This window comes from Lentzea sp. HUAS12 (assembly GCF_024125735.1).
GTDB classification, from domain to species: Bacteria; Actinomycetota; Actinomycetes; order Mycobacteriales; family Pseudonocardiaceae; genus Lentzea; species Lentzea albida.
Genome location: NZ_CP099738.1, coordinates 7,203,001 through 7,217,674 on the forward strand (window position 1 = coordinate 7,203,001; position 14,674 = coordinate 7,217,674).

At 69.7% G+C, this 14,674-nt stretch carries 17 protein-coding genes; 12 read left to right on the top strand and 5 right to left on the bottom strand.

Annotated elements, in window-relative coordinates; translation table 11 throughout:
- The first annotated feature begins 28 nt into the window (after nucleotides 1-28).
- The 4 genes from ND450_RS33315 (at nucleotide 29) to ND450_RS33330 (ending at nucleotide 3,039) form a co-directional block, all read left to right on the top strand.
- The gene (locus ND450_RS33315) at nucleotides 29-175 is read left to right on the top strand and encodes a hypothetical protein (protein WP_169746017.1); all 147 of its coding nucleotides are present in this window, start codon (nucleotides 29-31) and stop codon (nucleotides 173-175) included.
- Nucleotides 176-405: 230 nt separating this feature from the next.
- Complete coding sequence (locus tag ND450_RS33320; RefSeq protein WP_253322298.1) at nucleotides 406-1,257, top strand: NAD(P)-dependent oxidoreductase; 852 nt, start codon at nucleotides 406-408, stop codon at nucleotides 1,255-1,257.
- A gap of 52 nt (nucleotides 1,258-1,309) precedes the next feature.
- Entirely contained in the window at nucleotides 1,310-2,680 is a 1,371-nt protein-coding gene (locus ND450_RS33325) for a S28 family serine protease (protein ID WP_253322299.1), read from the top strand.
- 14 nt (nucleotides 2,681-2,694) lie between these two features.
- Nucleotides 2,695-3,039, top strand: coding sequence for an NTP pyrophosphohydrolase (locus ND450_RS33330; protein WP_253322300.1), 345 nt, complete (start codon nucleotides 2,695-2,697; stop codon nucleotides 3,037-3,039).
- Here the strand turns inward: ND450_RS33330 and ND450_RS33335 are convergent.
- Together ND450_RS33335 and ND450_RS33340 are read right to left on the bottom strand one after the other, a co-directional pair.
- Nucleotides 3,029-3,802, bottom strand: coding sequence for an HAD family hydrolase (locus ND450_RS33335; RefSeq protein WP_253322301.1), 774 nt, complete (start codon nucleotides 3,800-3,802; stop codon nucleotides 3,029-3,031). The two genes, ND450_RS33330 and ND450_RS33335, sit on opposite strands and share 11 nt — an antisense overlap.
- Before the next feature lie 7 nt (nucleotides 3,803-3,809).
- A complete protein-coding gene (locus ND450_RS33340; protein ID WP_253322302.1) occupies nucleotides 3,810-4,481 on the bottom strand; it encodes a TetR/AcrR family transcriptional regulator in 672 nt (223 codons plus the stop codon).
- Between the two features lie 96 nt (nucleotides 4,482-4,577).
- On the opposite strand from ND450_RS33340, the gene ND450_RS33345 reads away from it, so the two are divergent.
- The gene (locus ND450_RS33345) at nucleotides 4,578-5,492 is read left to right on the top strand and encodes an SDR family oxidoreductase (RefSeq protein ID WP_253322303.1); all 915 of its coding nucleotides are present in this window, start codon (nucleotides 4,578-4,580) and stop codon (nucleotides 5,490-5,492) included.
- Nucleotides 5,493-5,518: 26 nt separating this feature from the next.
- The gene (locus tag ND450_RS33350) at nucleotides 5,519-6,187 is read left to right on the top strand and encodes a dienelactone hydrolase family protein (protein WP_253322304.1); all 669 of its coding nucleotides are present in this window, start codon (nucleotides 5,519-5,521) and stop codon (nucleotides 6,185-6,187) included.
- Between the two features lie 3 nt (nucleotides 6,188-6,190).
- On the opposite strand, the gene ND450_RS33355 is transcribed toward ND450_RS33350, so the two are convergent.
- Nucleotides 6,191-7,243 (bottom strand): NAD(P)-binding domain-containing protein, encoded by a 1,053-nt coding sequence (locus ND450_RS33355; RefSeq protein ID WP_253322305.1) that lies wholly within the window; start codon nucleotides 7,241-7,243, stop codon nucleotides 6,191-6,193.
- A gap of 116 nt (nucleotides 7,244-7,359) precedes the next feature.
- Between ND450_RS33355 and ND450_RS33360 the strand changes: the two genes are divergently transcribed.
- The 3 genes from ND450_RS33360 to ND450_RS33370 are packed head-to-tail and all read left to right on the top strand — an operon-like array spanning nucleotide 7,360 to nucleotide 9,237.
- Nucleotides 7,360-7,878 carry a hypothetical protein gene (locus ND450_RS33360; RefSeq protein WP_253322306.1) on the top strand — a complete coding sequence of 173 codons (519 nt, stop codon included), beginning with the start codon at nucleotides 7,360-7,362 and terminating at the stop codon, nucleotides 7,876-7,878.
- Between the two features lie 22 nt (nucleotides 7,879-7,900).
- Entirely contained in the window at nucleotides 7,901-8,794 is an 894-nt protein-coding gene (locus ND450_RS33365; protein ID WP_253322307.1) for a pentapeptide repeat-containing protein, read from the top strand.
- Between the two features lie 29 nt (nucleotides 8,795-8,823).
- Nucleotides 8,824-9,237 carry a DUF4259 domain-containing protein gene (locus ND450_RS33370; protein ID WP_253322308.1) on the top strand — a complete coding sequence of 138 codons (414 nt, stop codon included), beginning with the start codon at nucleotides 8,824-8,826 and terminating at the stop codon, nucleotides 9,235-9,237.
- A gap of 18 nt (nucleotides 9,238-9,255) precedes the next feature.
- Here the strand turns inward: ND450_RS33370 and ND450_RS33375 are convergent, their stop codons facing one another.
- Entirely contained in the window at nucleotides 9,256-9,720 is a 465-nt protein-coding gene (locus tag ND450_RS33375) for a PIN domain-containing protein (protein WP_371927467.1), read from the bottom strand.
- Nucleotides 9,721-9,832: 112 nt separating this feature from the next.
- Nucleotides 9,833-10,324, bottom strand: coding sequence for a helix-turn-helix domain-containing protein (locus tag ND450_RS33380; RefSeq protein WP_253322310.1), 492 nt, complete (start codon nucleotides 10,322-10,324; stop codon nucleotides 9,833-9,835).
- Between the two features lie 91 nt (nucleotides 10,325-10,415).
- On the opposite strand from ND450_RS33380, the gene ND450_RS33385 reads away from it, so the two are divergent.
- The 3 genes from ND450_RS33385 (at nucleotide 10,416) to ND450_RS33395 (ending at nucleotide 14,643) form a co-directional block, all read left to right on the top strand.
- Nucleotides 10,416-12,230: an NHL domain-containing thioredoxin family protein gene (locus ND450_RS33385; RefSeq protein WP_253322311.1), complete on the top strand. Its 1,815-nt coding sequence runs from the start codon at nucleotides 10,416-10,418 to the stop codon at nucleotides 12,228-12,230.
- A gap of 36 nt (nucleotides 12,231-12,266) precedes the next feature.
- Entirely contained in the window at nucleotides 12,267-12,560 is a 294-nt protein-coding gene (locus tag ND450_RS33390) for a co-chaperone GroES (RefSeq protein WP_089919073.1), read from the top strand.
- Nucleotides 12,561-12,843: 283 nt separating this feature from the next.
- Nucleotides 12,844-14,643: a VanW family protein gene (locus ND450_RS33395; RefSeq protein ID WP_371927796.1), complete on the top strand. Its 1,800-nt coding sequence runs from the start codon at nucleotides 12,844-12,846 to the stop codon at nucleotides 14,641-14,643.
- Nucleotides 14,644-14,674: the final 31 nt, after the last annotated feature.

Genomic DNA, 14,674 nt, shown 5'->3' on the forward strand with positions numbered 1-14,674 from the left:
GACCTCGAAGAGGGAAGTGCAGACCGAGATGAACTTCGCAGCGAAGCTCCGCGCCCGTCGTGCCGAGGCGCGCAACCGGAAGGCCGTGGCTCGCGCGATCGACATGGCGACCACCCCGTCCATGCGTCACGAGCTGATGGCCATCGCCCAGGCTCAGGTCACCACCCTGCGCTGACTTTCGAAGACCCGGCACTCGCGCGGCGCCCCGTCGCGAGTGCCTCCCCAACGGGAACCCCTGGAGCACCTCCCGCGCTCCAGGGGTTTCATTCTGTTAAACGTGATCCACGCCACAGTATGATGGTGTTGTAACAGCGCACGTCGGTCCGCCGATGTCACTGTTGACCTCGCGGTGCTGTCGGACCCCCGACCTGGCAGCACCGCGAGGTTTCTTGTTTGCTGGGGGACATGAAGATCGCCGTGCTCGGCACCGGCCTCATGGGTGCCCCCATCGCAGCCAACCTCGCCGCGGCCGGACACGACGTCCGGGTATGGAACCGCACGCGTGCCAAGGCCGAACCGCTCGCCTCGAAGGGCGCCACCGTCACCGGCAGCCCCGCGGAGGCCGTCGAGGGCGTCGAGGTCGTGCTCACGGTCCTCAACGACGGCCCCGCGGTCACTTCGGCCATCCAGGCCGCCGCGCCGTCACTGCCGCACGACGCCGTGTGGATCCAGGCGTCCACGGTCGGCATCGACGCGACCGAGGACCACATCGCGCTCGCCCGCTCGCTCGGGCTGGAGTTCGTGGACGCCCCCGTGCTCGGCAGCACGAAGCCCGCCGCCGAGGGCAAGCTCGTCGTGCTCGCGTCCGGCGCCGAGGAACTGCGTTCGCGGGTGCAGCCCGTGTTCGACGTGATCGGCGCCCGCACGATGTGGATCGGCGAGGCCGGGGCGTCGTCGAAGCTGAAGCTGGTCGCGAACAGCTGGGTGCTCGCCCTGACCGCCGCGGTGGGCGAGGCCGTGTCACTGGCCGAGGCGTCCGGACTCGACCCGAAGCTGCTTCTCGAGGCCATCTCGGGCGGCGCCATCGACACCCCGTACCTGCAGATGAAGGGCGGCGCGATCATCGCCCGCTCGTTCGAGCCCGCCTTCACCGTCGAGAACGCGCTGAAGGACGCCCTGCTCGTCGCCGAGGCCGCGGACCGGGCGAAGGTGCGGCTGGACGTCGCGCAGGCCTCCGCCGAACGCCTGAAGCGCGCGGTCGACGGCGGGCACGGGGACAAGGACATGGCGGCGTCCTACTTCGCGAGCTTCGAATAAGCCCGACGATCGGCCGGTCCGGCGGGGCGTGCGGGCTCAATAGCTTGGTGCGGTGAACAGACTCGTACGCTCCCTGCTGGCGTTCGGCCTGGCATCGGCGCAGGTCGCCGCCACCGCCGCCGTGGCGTCCGCCGCCCCCGACATCAAGGACCGCGTCGCCGCCGTCCCCGGCGTGCGGATCATCAGCGAGGGGACGTCCGGCACCGCGCGGACGTTCGTCCTCGGCATCCAGCAGCCCGCCGACCACCGCAAGCCGCGCGGCACGAAGTTCGAGCAGCGCTTCTCGTTGCTGCACAAGGCGGAGTCGAAGCCGATGGTGCTGCACACCACCGGCTACAACCTGCCCGGCTCGGTCAGCGCGTCCGAGCCCGCCCGGCTCGTCGACGGCAACCAGATCAGCGTCGAGCAGCGGTTCTTCCCGCCGTCCCGCCCCGCCCCGGCCGACTGGGACGACCTGAACATCTGGCAGGCCGCGAACGACCACCACCGGATCGTCAGCGCGTTCAAGAAGATCTACGGCGCGAAGTGGCTCTCGACGGGTGCCAGCAAGGGCGGCATGACGTCGATCTACCACCGCCGCTACTTTCCGCGCGACGTCGACGCGACCATCGCGTACGTGGCGCCGAACGACGTGGTGAACGACCGCGACGTCTACGGCGAGTTCATCCGCGAGGTCGGCAACGACCCGACGTGCAACCGACGGCTCGAAGGCGTCCAACGGCAGATCCTCCAGCAGCGCGACGAGTTCGTGGCGAGGCTCGAAGCGAAGGGCTACACCTACGAGCAGTTCGGCAACGCCCACAAGGCGCTGGAGATCCTGGTGCTGGACACGCCGTTCACGTTCTGGCAGTACGGCACGCAGGAGCAGTGCGCGCTGGTGCCCGGTGACGGCGCCTCGGTGGACGACCTGTGGAAGTTCATCGAGCAGACCGTGGGCTGGGACTTCTACACCGACGCGGGCGTCGCGCCCTACACGGCGTACTACTACCAGGCGGGCACGCAGCTCGGCTGGCCCGAAGCGGACGAGTCGGCCGTGCGCGACCTGCTGCGCTACCCCGGTTCCTCGGTGCCGCGCTCTATGGTGTCGCCGGACATCGGGTTCCCGCGCTTCGACCGTTCCGCGATGCGCGACATCGACACGTGGGTCCGCCACCAGGGTTCGCGGCTGCTGTTCGTGAACGGCCAGAACGACCCGTGGAGCGCGGAACCGTTCCGCCTCGGCCGCGGCACGCGCGACTCGTTGTCGTACACGGTTCCCGGCGGCAACCACGGCGCGAACATCGCCAAGCTGCCCGAGAAGGAACGGGCCGCCGCCACCGCCGCCGTGCTGCGCTGGGCCGGCGTGTCCGCTGCCCCCGTTGCGGCACTTGCCGTGGACGAGGGTCCGGACTCGCTGGACGAACTGCGCGCCCGCCGGGGCTGAGGCACGCTGGAGGCGTGAAGCCGTTGCTCGTGGTCGACGCAGCCAACGTCGTGGGGTCGGTCCCCGACGGGTGGTGGCGGGACAGGGCGGCCGCGGCCGAACGCCTCCGCGACGCGCTGCGCGGCCGTGACGAGGAGGTCGTCCTCGTCGTCGAAGGCAAGGCGCGCAACGTTTCCTCGATCGACGGCGTCCGTGTCGTCGCCGCTCCCGGCGAGGGCGACGACACGATCGTCGAGGTGGTGCGAGCCGAAGGCGCCGGACGTCAGGTGACGGTGGTGACCGCCGACCGCGAGTTGCGGCGTCGGGTGGTCGCCCTGGGAGCCGAGGTGGCCGGACCCACCTCGGTGCCTAGATCCTGAAGAGGCTTTCGAGGACCTGAGCCACGCCGTCCTCGGTGTTCGGCGGCGCGTGGTTCGTGCAGGCCTGCTTCACGAGCGGGTGCGCGTTGCCCATCGCATACGCCGTGCCGGCCCACCCGAGCACCGACAGGTCGTTCGGCATGTCCCCGAACGCGACGACCTCGTGCTTGCCGATTCCCCTTGTGCCGCAGAGGGATTCGAGGGTGGCGGCCTTCGAGACGCCCGGCGGGCTGATCTCCAGCAGCCCGAGGCCGCCCGAGTGCGTGACGGAGACGTGCTGCCCGACGGCCTCCCGCGCGATCTCCATCATGTGGTCGGCCTCGGCGTCCGGCGCCCACGCGAGCATCTGCACGACTTGGTGCGCCTCCTCGAGGACGTGGTCGAGCAGCTCCAGCGTCCTGTGTGGATTCTTCGGTCCGAAGCCCTGGAAACCAGGCTCCGACAGGACTTCCATGCCGGTCTCGACCGCGATGCCGACGTTCGGGATGACCTCGGCCAACGCCTCCGACACCTTGCGCACGACGTCGAGCGGCACCGTCTGCGCGTGCGTCACCTCGCGGTTCGTGAGGTCGTAGATCATCGCGCCGTTGGAGCAGATCGCCGTGCCGGTGAGCTCCAGGTCCTGCACGAACCGCGGCGGTCGCGCCGTGACGACCACGACGTCCGCGTCGACGGCGTGGAGCGTGGCGCGCGTGCGGTCGCTCAGCACCCCGCCGGGCTGGAGCAGCGTGCCGTCGAGGTCGGTCGCGATCAGCCTGATCATCGGGCGATTATCGGGGCTGGCGCTCGCGGGCGAGAAGACCCGACACGGTCACCGCGGCGGTGCGGCGCACGACGTCCGCGAAGTCGACGCACATCACGGCCAGGGCCGGGTCGGTGGCGTAGGCGTCGAGCACCGCCTGCGGGGGACGGCTGGCCGGCCAGGCGGCGACCGCGACGAGCATGACGGACTGCATCAGGGCGGCCGCGTCCTCGTCGCCCAGTTCGGGCAGGTGCCCCGCGGTGAACCGGACGAGCACCTCCAGGTAGCCGTGCACGGTGCGCTTGTGCCGCAGCGCGGTCTCGGCGGAGATGTTGTGCTCCAGCACCGTGGACTGCGCGCTCATCAGGTCGCAGAGCACCGGGCGACGTGCCAGCGAGGTCGCCAGGAGCTCGGCGAACCGGTCTCCGCGTTCCCGGGCCGAGCCGCCGTCCGCGGCCTGCGCGGACTCCAGTTCGGTGATCCAGTCCGCGACCTCCGCCTCCAGCAGCGCCAGCAGCACGGCCTCGCGCGACTCGAAGTAGCGCAGGACGTTGGCCTTGGCCAGGCAGACCCGGCGGCTGAGCGCGGTGAGGGTCAGCCCGGCGACCGGCATCTCGGTGAGCATGGCGGCCGCGGTGGCGAGGATCTGCCGCCGCCGTTCGCCGCGCTGCTCGTCGGTGCGCGCCCGCTGGAAGCTCATGCCCGCATGTTACAGACCAGCGGTACTTTACTAAGAGACCGTCGGTCCGTTATGTTGGGTGCATAAGAGACCGGCAGTACTTAACGAGGGGTCGCGATGTACGAGGTTCCTGACCAGCACGGCAAGCGGATCGTCGTCACCGGCGCGAACAGCGGCACGGGCAAGGAGGCGGCCAAGCGCCTGGCAGGAGCCGGGGCGGACGTGGTCCTCGCGGTGCGCACCGAGGCCAAGGGCGAGCAGGCGAAGGCGGAGGTCCTGGCCGCGCACCCCGGCGCTCGGGTGGAGGTCCGGCGGCTCGACCTGGCCGACCAGGCGTCGGTGCGCGCGTTCGCCGAGGGCCTGCTCGCCGACGGCAGGCCGCTGGACGTGCTGGTCAACAACGCGGGCGTGATGAACGTGCCCGCCCGGACCGAGACCGCCGACGGTTTCGAGCTCCAGCTGGCCAGCAACTTCCTCGGCCCGTTCGCCCTCACCGTGCGGCTGCTGCCGTTGCTGCTGGCCGCTCCCGCGCCCCGAGTCGTGACCATGAGCAGCGGCGCCGCGTACCGCGGCCGCATCGACTTCGACGACCTGCAGGGACGTCGCCGCTACAGCCCGACGCTGACCTACTCCCGCACGAAGCTCGCCAACCTGCTGATGACGCTGCACCTCGCGGACCTGGCGGCCGAACGGGACTGGCCGTTGCTGTCGGTCGCCGCGCACCCCGGTTACACCCGCACCAACCTGATGACCTCGGGCCCGCGCCTGAACGGCGGCAAGCCCGGTCTCATCGAGTCCATCGGCTACAAGGTCGTTCCCTCGCAAGGGGTCGAGCAGGGCACCGAACCGCTCCTGTACGCGACGGCCGACCCCGGCGCGGTCGCCGGCGGCTACTACGGGCCGCGCTGGGCGGTCGTGGGTCCGACCAGGCCCGTCTCGACGCCCCGGACCGCGCGGGACAAGGCCGTGGCCGCGCGCCTGTGGGCCGAGGCCGAGCGCCTCACCGGAACGTCGGTGGCCGTAGGCGGCTGACCCCGGCGCTCGGGCAAGATCGCGACATGACCCATCGAGTTGACGAGATGCCGTTGCCGCTCTGGCTGCCGGAGTCCGGGACCGGGCCCGGCATCGTGCTGGTCCAGGAGATCTTCGGTCTGGACGGGTACCTGCGGGGTGTCGCGGAGAAGCTGGCAGCGCTCGGGTACGTCGTGGCCGTGCCCGAGCTGTTCCACCGCTTCCAGCCGGGCTGGGTGGGTGAGCACGACGAGGCGGGCATCGCGAGGTCGATGGAGGTCACCGGCAACCTCGACTTCCCGCTCGCCGTGCAGGACGTCGTCGCGTCCGTGCGGTACCTGCGCGGCCTGCCCGAGGTCACCGGTGGCGTCGGCGTGCTCGGCTTCTGCCTCGGCGGCACCCTGGCCTACGCGGCCGCCGTCGCCTCCGACCCCGACACCGCCGTGTCGTTCTACGGCTCGGGCGTGCCGGACCAGATCGGCACGCTCGGGCGGGTGACCTGCCCGATCCTGTTCCACTTCGGCACCGAGGACTCGTTCATCACCGGCTACCAGGCCGTCGTGGACGCCGCCGAGGAGCACGAGAACGCCGAGGTCCACCTGGAGCCCGCCGGCCACGCGTTCCTCAACCACCTCGGGCCCTGGTACGACCAGGCCGCCGCCGACCGCGCGTGGGACATCACCGGGCAGTTCCTCAAGCGCACGCTGCCGGCCTGAGGTTCAGGCGATGCACGGCACCGCGAGCTGCTGCGAGAAGAACCTCTCCAGCGGCTTGCGGTGCAACCGGCGTTCGACGGCGATCAGCTCGTTGCGCCGGTAGTGCCTCACCTGCGTGCTCGTGACGACGAACCCGTTGCGTTCGGTCGTGGGCATCTCGTCGTAGAGCAGCGCGTGTTGTCCTTGCGGCACAACGACGTCCGCCAGTCCGTCCGGGATCTTCCCCGCGCGTGTGGCGATCGTCGCCGCCAGCGAGTCGGGACGGTTGCGCAGCTTGCGGTGCGGCCACGGCACGCCGTGGTGCTCGGCCTCCAGCGACCGGTGCAACGCCCTGGCGGCGTGCCGGATCGCCTTGATCGAGTCGCCGGTGAGCACGTGCACGCCCGGCGCGTCGAGCGCGGTGTCCCGGCGGAAACCGGTGCACGCGATGACGTCGTCGTACCGCAGCTCACCGGTCCCGTCGATGGTCGCGACGAACTCGTCGCCCTCCTTGACGATCCGCTGCACCGACCGTCCCACGGTGTGCGTGAGACGGGTCGTGGCGGACAGGTTGTCCGCCGTCTCGAACGCGCTGTGCCCGCGTCCGATGATCAGCACGCGCCTCCCGGCGTACGCGGTCGGATCGGTGCTGGCGGTCGCGTACGTCTCGGCGTGTTCGATGCCGGGGATCGCGGGCAGGTGCGGCTTCTTGCCCGTGGCGACGACGACGTGCCGCGCCCGGTACCGGCCCAGGTCGTCGACCGGCGTGCCGTAGCGGATGTTCAACGGCCGCGCGAAGTCCTCCAGGTAGCGCACCAGGTCGTCCGCGTCGGGGAAGGACCGCTTGCTGTAGCGAGTGAACGGCGCGCCGTCGAACAGCCAGTTGTCGTCCGTCGACAGGACGCGGTGCCGGGGGAACCTCCGGAAGAACCCCGCCGGCTCCGGCCCCGCCTCGACGATCAGGTAGTCGCGGCCCGCACCGTGCAGGAAGCGCCCCATCTGCAGGCCGGCCGGACCCGCACCGACGACCAGGTACTCCACCATCACGCACCTCCCGGCGTCCTCTACGCCGATCACGGCGAAAAGGTTCAGACGGGCGGTCTGCCTCCATCATGAACGCTGATGGCGTATCGCGGGCGACCGTCCCGCTCTGCGGACGCGCCGGACGAGCACCACGCCGTTACGCTGGGTCCATGAGGCTCATCGCGGTGACGGCGCTGACGTTGCTGCTGGGCGCCTGCACCTCCCAGGCCGCACCCGCGCCCCCCACGTCCCCCGACCCGACGGGCGAGACCACCACCATGCCGCCGACTCCGCCGCTGCAGGAGCCGTTCGAGATCAAGACGGACGCCCAGGGCGTCCGCGAGTGGCGGAACTCCCCGGAGGAGATGGGGTTCGTCTACCGCCGCCAGCCCGTCGACTTCACGCTGACACCCCGCAACACCGGCAGCACACCGCAGTCGGACGCGCGGCTGCGGTTCGTCGTCGAGGACATGGACGGCGAGGGCGACCTGACCGTCGGCGGCGAGGGCTGGGAGTGCGAGGGCGACCGCGACATCGCGTGCACGTCGACCGGCGTCACCGAGCCTGGCGGCACGTGGTCCCCGCTCACGCTGACGATGCGGCACACCAAGGGCGGGCAGACCCGCGTGGTCGTGCACTGGGCGGACGTCACGCCCAGCGTGATCTTCCGTTACGACACCAGCACCTGACGCGCGCCACTAGGCTCGCGCCGTGGCTGATCGCGAGCTCTGGTCGATCCGGACGCACATCAGCGCGGTGGTGCTGATCGGCCTGGCGGTCTTCGCCGCGGCGGCAGGACTGCTGTGGCTCGGGTTGGGCCTGCCGACCGCGCTGAACACGCGCGTCGACATCATCAAGATCGCACTGTCGGTCGTCGCCGGCGTAGGTGGTGTGGTCGCCCTGGTCGTGGCCTACCGCAAGCAACGCATCAGCGAGTCCGCCGAGAAGCGCGAGCACGCGAAGGTGCTCAACGAGCGCTTCGCCACCGCCTGCACCCAGATCGGCCACGACAAGCCCACCGTCCGCCTGGCGGGCCTCTACGCGATGGCGTCGCTCGCCGACGAGTGGACCGAGCAGCGCCAGACGTGCATCGACGTGCTGTGCGCGTACCTCCGCATCCCGTACGAGCCGTCGCTCGACTCCGAGTGGGACCACGACGAGGAGACCGAGGTCCGCCTGTCGGTCACCAGCCTCATCACCGCACACCTGCGCGACGGCGCCCCGGTGAGCTGGCAGGGTCACGACTTCCACCTGACCAGGGCGGTGCTGCGCGCCGCGGACTTCGCCGGCGTCCACGTCACCGGCGGCAACCTGGTGCTCAGCCTGGCGCGCTTCCCCGGCGGCCGGGTGTCGTTCGACGGCATGCGCGTGAGCGGCGGCGAGGTGTGGTTCGGCGGCGCGACCTTCAGCGGCGCGCGGGTCACGTTCCACGGCGCGCGGTTCACCGGCGGCCGCGTGAAGTTCGAGGGCGCGGAACTCAACGCGGGCGAGGTGTCGTTCCGGGGCGCGCGGTTCGCGGGCGGCGAGGTGGACCTCTCGGAGGCGGTGATCAGGGTCGCGCCGGTGTTCGACGAGGGCGAGAAGCCGGGCTTGAAGCTGCCCTGACCCGCCCGGAATTGTCGGTGCCGGGTGTCATGATCACCGCCATGGGCACCTGGGACGTCGGACACTTCGACAACGACACCGCCGCGGACTTCTCCGGCAAGCTGGACGACGCGGCGAAAGCGGAGCGCGAGGCCATCATCCGCACCGCGCTGACCAGCACGATCGAGTCCGACGAGTTCCTCGACAGCTACGAGGCGTGCCAGGCCGTGGCCTCGGCCGCGCTGATCGCCGCACAGCTGCCGGGCGGCACACCGGTCACCACCGCGTACGGCCCCGACGAGCTGCTGCCGCCTCTGCCGGAAGACCTGCGGGCGCTTGCGGCTCAGGCGCTGGACCGGGTGCTGGGGATGGAGTCGGAGCTCGCGGAGCTGTGGGACGAGACGGAGTACGGGCCGCAGTGGCGGCAGAGCATCGCCGACCTGAAGGCCGTTCTCCTCGCCTGACGTTCCGCTGCCAGCAGGTCAACTTCTCCAAGTGCCGAACGCTCCGGCGCTGCGAAGCGCATCGGCGAACCCGCTGCAGCGGTGACCCTCGTTGGCCAGGATGTCGAGCAGGTCATCGACGGTGCGCGGCGTTCGTCTGTGCCGGGACACCTGGCGCCGGAGGGCTGCGATCACCAGTTCCGGGGCGAGATCGAGTCGATCGAGCAGGAACTCGTCCTGGTGCAGCACCTCGATGTCGAACCTGCTGACGGCGGCAGCAGGAAAGCCCTTCAGGTTCTCGGTGATCAGCAATTCGGCCCCGCCGCACACGGCTGCCGCGAGAACGTGCCGATCCTTGGGATCGTTCTCCATCGCCTCGACGAGGTGCTGGTACCCGGTCACCTCGGCGTCGGGAAAGTGTCGTCGCATCTGTCCGAGCCTGTGAGCCACCTGGTGTTCGGAGGCGCCTCGTTTGCGCAAGTTTCGATCAAGCTCGGCCAGCACATCGGTGGACCAGAGCGGACGGTAGACGCCGCACTCACTGATCGTCAGCAGCGTGTCGCAGAGGTAGGGCTTAAGTAAGGACGCACGTGTCGATGAAGACGGGAAGCACTGATCACCTGAGGTCGTCGTTCGTCGGCAACCGTTCGAACGGCGTCTCCAACGGAAGGTCGTAAAGGCCGCCGTCCTCACCGTCGCGGACCATCTCGTCCAGTCCGGCGGCGCGTGCCCTGCGGGAACGGTCCTGGTAGGCGAGGAGGTCCGCCAGACGGACTCGCCGATGCCGGTTGGGCCGCTCGTACGGGATCTCGCCCGCTTCCAGCAGTCGCACCAAGGTCGGCCTGGACACGCCCAGCAGATGTGCGGCTTCGCTGGTGGTGAGAATGGTGTGCTGAGGGGCGACCGTGATCGCCAAACCTCGCGACATCGCGAACACGACGTCTCGGAGCACGTCGAAGATCTCCTGTGGCAGCGGGAGATGCGTGCCGTCGGGTGCGACGAGTGCGGCGGTCTCGTTCCCTGAGCGAGTCAGCGCGGCGACCCAGGCGGACAAGCTCTCCGGCCGCGCCGGAGGCAGCACCGTTCGCTCACTCCCGCCTGCCGTCATGTGTTCATGCTAGCTCAAAACGAACAAAACGAAAGAGGTCCACCATGTGGACCCCGGAACAGCCCGAGCGTCCACAGTGTTGGATACGGCCGTGAGCACCCCCAAGCGCCGTGCCCGCGTCCGCGCCCCCGAACTGGTGGGACGCGGCTGGCTGAACACAGGCGGCGAGCAGATCAAACTCACCGACCTGCGCGGCAAGATCGTGCTGCTCGACTTCTGGACGTTCTGCTGCATCAACTGCCTGCACGTCCTCGACGAGCTGCGTCCCCTCGAGGAGGAGTTCGAGGACGTCCTGGTGACGATCGGCGTGCACTCGCCGAAGTTCGTCCACGAGGCCGACCCGGACGCGCTCAAGGCCGCCGTCGAACGCTACGGGGTGCACCACCCGGTGCTGGACGATCCGGAGCTCACCACGTGGCAGAACTACGCCGTGAAGGCGTGGCCGACGCTGGACCTGATCGACCCCGAGGGCTACGTCGTGCACGTCGCCGCCGGTGAGGGGCACGTCGAGGCCCTCCGGACGATCATCAAGGAACTCGTCGAGGAGCACGACGAGAAGGGCACGCTGCACCGCGGCACCGGGCCGTACCAGGCGCCGGAGCCCGAGAACACCACGCTCCGCTTCCCCGCCAAGGCCATCGTCACGCCGCGGAACACGATCCTCGTCAGCGACTCTGCCCACCACAGCGTCGTCGAACTGGAGGCGGACGGCGAGACCGTCCTCCGCCGCTTCGGCACCGGCGAACGCGGCAGGCAGGACGGCCTCAACCCCACCTTCTCCGAGCCCGCCGGCCTCACCCTGATCCCCGGCACCAACCAGGTCGTCGTCGCGGACACGGTCAACCACCTGCTGCGCGGCCTCGACCTCGACACCGGCGAGGTCACGACCCTCGCGGGCACCGGGGAACAGTGGCGCGACGGCGAGACCGACGGGCCCGCCGACAAGATCGAGCTGACGAGTCCGTGGGACGTGGCCTGGTGGAACGGCGGCGTCGCCATCGCCATGGCCGGCAACCACACGCTGGGCTTCTTCGACCCCGCGTCCGGCACCGTCCGGAGGCTCGCCGGCACCACCGTCGAGGGCATCAACGACGGGCCCGCGGAAGGCGCTTTCTTCGCGCAGACGTCCGGGCTCGCGGCGGACGGCGACCGGCTGTGGATGGTCGACTCCGAGACCAGCGCGCTGCGGTACCTGGAGCACGGCGAGGTCACCACGGTCGTCGGCAAGGGGCTGTTCGCGTTCGGCCACAAGGACGGCGACGCGGACGAGGCCCTGCTGCAGCACCCGCTGGGAGTCACGGTCCTGGACGACCACTCGGTCGTCATCAGCGACACCTACAACAACGCGATCCGCCGCTTCGATCCCGAGACCAAGACGCTGACCACGATCGCCACGGACGTCGCGGAGCCGTCCGACGCGCTCGTCGTCGACGGCGAACTCGTCGTGGTCGCGTCCGCGGCGCACCGGCTCGAGCGGTTCGCGGCCTCCGCCACCAAGATCGACGGCGCGGCCCACGAGGTGAAGCGGCCGTCCACCGACATCGCGGCGGGGGCGTTCGAACTCGCCGTCGTCTTCACCCCGCCGAAAGGCACCAAACTGGACGAAAGGTACGGCCCCTCAACGCGTTTGGAGATCACCAGCTCACCCCCGGAGCTGATCCTCGAGGGCGCGGGCGTCACCACCGGACTGGTACGCGCGTTGCGGATCAACGATCAGGTCACGAACGGCGTGCTGCACGTCGTCGCGCAGGCCGCGAGTTGTAGTGACGACCCGGCCGAGGAACACCCCGTCTGCCGTCTGACCAGGCAGGACTGGGGAGTGCCCGTTCGAGTGGTTGCGGATGCACCCACCAGGCTCCCGCTGCTGATGGGCGGCATGGACGAGGAGGGTCCGCAAGGCACGTAGACTCTGCTGGTGCCTGATGTCAAGCTCGAGATCCAGATGCTGTACGACCGCGTGATGGTCCGCATCTCGCCCGAGGACGGCGAGCGGCGTTCCAGCGGAGGCATCGTGATCCCCGCTACGGCCCAGATGGCGAAGCGGTTGGCGTGGGGTGATGTGTTCGGAGTCGGTACCAGCGTGCGCCACGTGAAGGTCGGCGACCGGGTGATGTTCAACCCGGAGGACCAGCTCGAGGTCGAGGTGCAGGGCACCACGTACCTCGTGATGAGGGAACGCGATCTGCACGCGGTTGCGACTGAGCTCACCGAGCACGGTACTGGTCTGTACCTATGAGCCGCCGGTTCGTGATCTGCGCCTGATAGCTACACACATATGCCACCTCAGGAGAGACAGGGCAACGGGGAGAGCTGTGCCGTACGACGCTGACAAGACGAGAGCGATGCCTCCGGTGGGTCCCGGCGGCACGTCCTCGGAGCAGACGACCAAGATCACTCCGGTCCAGGTGGACGCCTCGACCGAGGCGTGGCCGTCTGAGGAGCCGGACTCGAACGAGCCGACGATCGCCGCGGCCTTGCCCGGCGTCGGCTTCCCGGCGGGCGACGCCGCCACCGAGTACATGAAGCCGGTGGCGCCACCCGAACCGCAGCCGCAGCCCCAGCCGCAGAACGACACCGGCGTCTACGGGCCCGTGATGATCGAGCCGGGTGAGGACGAGGCGCAGCCGAAGTTCAACCGCAAGAAGGCGCTGATCGTGGCCGCGGCCGTCGTCGGCGCCTTCGGCCTGCTCTACGGCCTCGACATCCTCGTCTCGAGCGGCAACGTGCCGCGCGGCGTGACGGTGGCGGGCGTCGACGTCGGCGGCATGAGCCACGGCGACGCCGAGAAGAAGCTCCGCGACGAGATCGGTCCGCGCCTGAGCAAGCCCGTCGCGCTCAAGGCCGGTGACGTCACTGCCGAGCTTGACCCGAAGGCCGCGGGCCTGGAGCTCGACTGGAACGCCACGATCGACCGCGCCGGCAGCCAGCCGCTCAGCCCGTTCACGCGCGTCACCTCGTTCTTCACCAGCCGCGAGGTCGGTGTGGCGACGAAGGCCGACGACGCGAAGGTGTCCGGTGCGCTCGAGGCCCTGCGCCCCGAGCTCGACCACGACCCGATCGAGGGCACGATCAAGTTCGAGGGCGCCAACCCCGTCGCCGTCGAGCCGCACGACGGTCAGAAGCTCAAGGCCGAGGACGCCGTCGGCGCCGTGGTCGCGAACTGGGCGTCCGGCAGCCCCGTCGACGTCCCGATGGACTTCACCCCGGTCAAGACGACCAAGGAGGGCGTGGAGAAGGCGCTCAACGAGGTCGTGAAGACCGCGGTGTCCGGCCCCGTCGTCATCAAGGGCGAGGGCAAGGACGCGACGCTCACGCCCGAGCAGATCGGCGCCACGCTGGCGTTCGCCCCCGGTGAGGGTGGCGCGCTGAACGTCACGCCGAACAAGGACAAGCTCGCCGAGGTCACCACGCCGCAGCTCAAGGACACGATCAAGGAGGGCAAGGACGCCGAGATCGTCTTCGAGGGCGGCAAGCCCACGGTCAAGCCCTCGGTGGACGGCCTCGACCTCGACTGGGACAAGAACCTCCAGCCCTACTTCGACACGCTGAAGAAGAAGGACGCGCGCGAGGTCAAGTTCGAGTATAAGCACACGCCCGCGAAGGTCACGACCGAGCAGGCGAACAAGATGGGCATCAAGGAGGTCATCGGCGAGTTCCAGACCGGTGGCTTCGCCGCGACCTCGGGCGTCAACATCCGCGTCGTCGCCGAGAAGGTCAACGGCGCGATCGTGAAGCCCAAGGAGACGTTCAGCCTCAACAAGTACACAGGCCCCCGCGGCACCGCGCAGGGCTACGTCGAGGCGGGCATCATCGAGAACGGCATCCCCGGCCAGGCGGTCGGCGGCGGCATCTCGCAGTTCGCGACCACGCTCTACAACGCGTACTACTACGCGGGCATGAAGGACGCGGGTCACCGGGAGCACAGCTACTGGATCACGCGGTACCCGAAGGGCCGCGAGGCCACCGTGTTCATGGACAACGCGGGCAACAGCCTGATCGACATCGCGTTCACGAACCCGGACGACACGGGCGTCGCCATCCAGACGATCTGGACGCCGTCGTCGATCAAGATCGTGTTGTGGGGCACCAAGAACTACGACGTCACCGGCTCCACCAGCGGCGAGTTCAACCCGACCCAGCCGCAGGAGAAGAAGGTCAACAAGGCCGGTTGCGCACCGAGCAACGGCGCCCCCGGCTTCTCGGTGACGGACACCCGCACGATCACGGACCGACGCAGCGGCCAGTCCCGCAGCGAGTCGCGCACGGTCAAGTACGACCCGCAGTTCAAGATCATCTGTGAGCCGCCGCCCGGCGGCTGACACAAAAGCTGGTTCAACAGTGGCCACGCGC

Excerpts from the sequence above, each read along its gene's own strand:
- ND450_RS33315 (WP_169746017.1), top strand. The coding sequence starts at position 29 with ATGAACTTCGCAGCGAAGCTCCGCGCCCGTCGTGCCGAGGCGCGCAAC.
- ND450_RS33320 (WP_253322298.1), top strand. The coding sequence starts at position 406 with ATGAAGATCGCCGTGCTCGGCACCGGCCTCATGGGTGCCCCCATCGCA.
- ND450_RS33335 (WP_253322301.1), bottom strand. The coding sequence starts at position 3,802 with ATGATCAGGCTGATCGCGACCGACCTCGACGGCACGCTGCTCCAGCCC.
- ND450_RS33340 (WP_253322302.1), bottom strand. The coding sequence starts at position 4,481 with ATGAGCTTCCAGCGGGCGCGCACCGACGAGCAGCGCGGCGAACGGCGG.
- ND450_RS33345 (WP_253322303.1), top strand. The coding sequence starts at position 4,578 with ATGTACGAGGTTCCTGACCAGCACGGCAAGCGGATCGTCGTCACCGGC.
- ND450_RS33350 (WP_253322304.1), top strand. The coding sequence starts at position 5,519 with ATGACCCATCGAGTTGACGAGATGCCGTTGCCGCTCTGGCTGCCGGAG.
- ND450_RS33360 (WP_253322306.1), top strand. The coding sequence starts at position 7,360 with ATGAGGCTCATCGCGGTGACGGCGCTGACGTTGCTGCTGGGCGCCTGC.
- ND450_RS33370 (WP_253322308.1), top strand. The coding sequence starts at position 8,824 with ATGATCACCGCCATGGGCACCTGGGACGTCGGACACTTCGACAACGAC.
- ND450_RS33380 (WP_253322310.1), bottom strand. The coding sequence starts at position 10,324 with ATGACGGCAGGCGGGAGTGAGCGAACGGTGCTGCCTCCGGCGCGGCCG.
- ND450_RS33390 (WP_089919073.1), top strand. The coding sequence starts at position 12,267 with ATGCTGTACGACCGCGTGATGGTCCGCATCTCGCCCGAGGACGGCGAG.
- ND450_RS33395 (WP_371927796.1), top strand. The coding sequence starts at position 12,844 with ATGAAGCCGGTGGCGCCACCCGAACCGCAGCCGCAGCCCCAGCCGCAG.